Source organism: Melaminivora alkalimesophila, assembly GCF_000282995.1.
GTDB classification, from domain to species: domain Bacteria; phylum Pseudomonadota; class Gammaproteobacteria; order Burkholderiales; family Burkholderiaceae_C; genus Melaminivora; species Melaminivora alkalimesophila.
The window spans coordinates 1-3806 of the sequence record NZ_ALEE01000291.1; the positions used below are offsets into that span (position 1 = coordinate 1).

2 protein-coding genes are annotated in these 3806 nt (G+C 71.9%); both read right to left on the reverse strand.

The genetic code is table 11. The features are described 5' to 3' along the window. A partial coding sequence (locus A612_RS05500) for a response regulator (RefSeq protein ID WP_019373536.1) occupies nucleotides 1-3055 on the reverse strand: 3055 nt, incomplete at its 3' end. Between the two features lie 289 nt (nucleotides 3056-3344). Beyond that, complete coding sequence (locus tag A612_RS05505; RefSeq protein WP_019373537.1) at nucleotides 3345-3623, reverse strand: hypothetical protein; 279 nt, start codon at nucleotides 3621-3623, stop codon at nucleotides 3345-3347. Nucleotides 3624-3806: the final 183 nt, after the last annotated feature.

The window sequence follows — 3806 nt, forward strand, 5'->3', positions numbered from 1 at the left end:
GCAGCAGCCGGCGCAGGTCGGCCGGCAGCGAGGACTCCACCTGGTGCAGGAACAGCGTCACCTCGTCGAGCAGCCGCTCGGGCGAGCGCACGTCCTTGATGATGATCGACTTGGAATAGCGGCGCAGCTCGCGCTCCTCCTCGTGCGACAGCGAGCGGCCGGTGTAGACGATGACCGGGGGGAAGGGCATGTCGCCCTGCCCGGCCATCTGCTTGAGCAGCTCGTAGCCGGACAGGTCCGGCAGGTTCAGGTCCATGACCATGCAGTCGAAGGTGCCGGCGCGCAACAGCTCCAGCGCCTGCTGCGCCGTGGCGGCGCTCTGGATCTCCACGTCGTCGGCGGCCAGCAGCGCGCACATGCTCTCGCGCTGGCGCTCGTCGTCCTCGACCACCAACAGGCGGCGCAGCCTCTGCGTGAACTTGGCCTCCATGCGGCGGATCGCCTCGACCAGTTCGTCGCGCTGCACAGGTTTGAGCGCATAGCCGACGGCGCCCTGCTCCAGCGCCTTGCGCGAGTAGTCCGCCACGGAGATGACGTGCACCGGAATGTGGCGCGTGGCTGGGTCGTGCTTGAGCTGGTCGAGCACGCCCAGGCCGGAGTAGTCCGGCAGGTTCATGTCGAGCAGCACGCCGCTGGGCAGGTGTTCCTGCGCCAGCGCCAGCCCCTCGCGCCCGGAGGCGGTGACGATGCACTGGAAGTCCATCTCGTGCACCAGGTCGTAGAGCACGGAGGCGAAGTGCGGGTCGTCCTCGATCACCAGGATCAGCCGCCGCCCGGGCTGGATGCGCGCGCGGTCGTCTTCCGGCATGGGGGCGGCGCTCGCCCCTTCGGCCGGCGGCCGCGGGGCGGCCAGGGCATCGGCCGCGGCCGGCGCGGGGGGCGGGGCGAGCGCGGCATGGGGCCTCGGCGGCAGGGGCGCCATGATCGGCAGTGCCGCGGCGCCGGGGGCCTCCAGCGGCAGCGTCAGCGTGAACACGCTGCCCTCGCCCAGCGTGCTGCGCACGGCGATGTGCCCGCCCAACAGCTGCGCCAGGTTGCGCGAGATCGACAGGCCCAGGCCGGTGCCGCCGTACTTGCGGTGCATGCTGCCGTCGGCCTGCCGGAAGGCCTCGAACATCTGTTCCTGCTGGTGCGGGGCGATGCCGATGCCGGTGTCGTGGACGGCAAAGTCCAGCCCGCCCTGCGGATGGGCCGAGACGCGCACGCCCACCTCGCCGCGCTCGGTGAACTTGAGGGCGTTGAACAGCAGGTTCTTCAGGATCTGCGCCACGCGCTGCGCATCGGAGCGGATCTGCGCCGGCGCGCCCGGCTCGATCTCCACGGTCAGCGCCAGCCCCTTTTCCTGGGCCACCGGCCGCAGCGGCTCGACCACCTCGTCCACCAGGCGCGCCACCTGCACGTCGTCGATCTCCACGCGCGTCTGGCCGGCCTCGATCTTGGCCAGGTCCAGGATGTCGTTGATCAGCGCCAGCAGGTCGTTGCCAGCGCTGTGGATGGTCTGGGCGTAGCGGACCTGCTCGGGCGACAGGTTGCCCGCCTTGTTGTCCGCCAGCAGCTTCGACAGGATCAGGCTGGAGTTGAGCGGCGTGCGCAGCTCGTGGCTCATGTTCGCGAGGAACTCGCTCTTGTAGCGGCTCGCCTGGGCCAGTTCGTCGTTCTTCGCCTCCAGCGCGTCCTGCGTGCGCAGCAGCTGCTCCTTCTGGTATTCCAGCTCCTGGGCCTGCTCCTCCAGCTGCGCGTTCGACTCCTCCAGCGCCGTCTGCTGGGCCTGCATCTGCGCCTGGGATTCCTGCAGGGCGCGGCTTTGCTGCTCGAGCTCCTCGTTGTTGACGCGCAGCTCCTCCTGCTGCGCCTGCAGCTCCTCGGACTGGCGCTGCGTCTCGTCCAGCAGGGCCTGCAGGCGGCCGCGATCCAGGGCGCCGCGCACCGCCGCCGCGAGCAGCTCTTCCGCGCGCCGCAGGAAATCCAGCCCCTCGGTCTGCAGCGGGGTGAACAGCCCCAGCTCCACCACCGCCAGCACCATGCCGCCCAGCGTCACCGGCAGGATCGCCAGCTCCGACGGAGCCGCCTGCCCGGTGCCCGAATTCACCGGCAGGTAGCCGGCCGGTACGTCGCGCACCTGCATCAGGGTGCGCGTGCGCAGCGCCTGACCGACCAGCCCCTCGCCGACGCGCACCACCGTCGGCGGCGCGTCCGGCAGCAGCGCGAAGCCGCCCACCCGCTGGTAGCTGCCGTGGCCTTCGGTGACGTACATGGCGCCCACCTTGGCGTCCAGCCAGTGGGCCAGGTATTCCAGGATCAGCGGCGCCAGCTCGTGCAGGCGCTGCTCGCCCTGCAACCGGGCGCCCAGGCCGACCAGGCCGGTCTTGATCCAACTCTCGCGCTCGCGGTTGCGGTGTTCGGCGACCGCCAGCACGGCGGCCACGCAGATGAGGATCAGCAGCACCGTGGTGCTCACCCAGACCAGGTACGTGGCGGTGCCGAAGGCGCCCTCCCAGGCGGCGCGCCGCCCCTGCAGCTCCTCGCGCTCGTCCTCCAGCAGCTCGCCCACCATGGCGCGGATCGCCTCCATGGTCACGCGGGCCTCGGTGCGCATGATGGCCAGGGCCTCGTCCCGCCGCCCGTCGCGCTGCAGCTCGATCATCCGGGCGAGCTCTTCCATCTTGCGCTGCGCCTGGCCGCGCAGCTGGTCGAAACGCTGTTTCCTGAGCACCGAGCCGCGCTCGTAGAAGCCGAGCTTTTCCAGCTCGACCGGCAGCGCGCCCTGGGCAATCGTGTAGGGAGCAAGCAGGTTGTCGTCGCCCGTCAGCAGGTAGCCGCGCTGGGCCGACTCGGCGTTCTTCAGGTGGGCCCACACCAGCTGGATCTGCGCGATCGCGTCCACCGTGGCGTTCATCTCCGCCACCACCTGAGCGCGCTCCTCGTTGGCGCGCCAGGTCAGGACGGCGATGAGCATCGCCGCCACCGCAGCGAGGATGAAGCCGGACAACAGGCGCAGGGGCAGACCGGTGCCGGGCCGCACGGCAGGCCGGCGCGGGAGGGACGAAGCGGGCATCTGTGACCTTCAGTAAGCAATGCCACGCGATGATAGTGGCGGCCCGGGGGCCGCCCTTGTAGGGCAACACGCCATGCGGCGTGCTGCGCTCAGTGGTGCAGCGGGGGGTCGATCACCGGCGCCGGAGGCGGCCCCGGGGGCGGTGGGTCCTCCACCGGGGGTGGGTCGGGCCAGGGATTTTCCGATGGAGCCGGGATCGGGGGCATCGGGGGCGGCGGCACGGGCTCAGGCAGCGGGCCGGGCCCGGCGCGCCCGCGCGCGCTCCTTGCCCAGGGAACGCCCACCGGCTTCATGGCGTGCCTGGGTGCGCCGGGGCGTCCGAAGCCTGGTCGTGCACCTGGGGTCCCTGCGCATCGGCCGGCCGGTTGGCGTAGCTGCCGGGATCTCCACTGGCGCCGAAGCGGCGCGGATGGTCTCCCGTTCCGGGGTTGGTGCGGTCGCCGGGCTCCGGGCGCGGATCGCTGCGCAGGCCATACTGCGTGAAGCGACCCCGGTCGCGCGGGCGGTCCCGGGCGGCACGGTCCAGGGCCTGGTCGACGGCAGGCAGGGGAGAGAGGGGTTCGGGCATGGGCTCCTCCAAGGCATGGCAATGCCCGCCATCATGGCGCGCCCGGGACGCGGCCGGCTGCGTCCCGGACCGCAGCCGGCTGTCGGACGGGGCCGCGCCTGCGCCGCCGCCGCCTCACAGGAAGAAATATTCGCGCGCCCAGCCGGCGCGCTCCACGATCGCTGCGTCCAGCACCGGCGGCCG

Excerpts from the sequence above, each read along its gene's own strand:
- A612_RS05505 (WP_019373537.1), bottom strand. The coding sequence starts at position 3,623 with ATGCCCGAACCCCTCTCTCCCCTGCCTGCCGTCGACCAGGCCCTGGAC.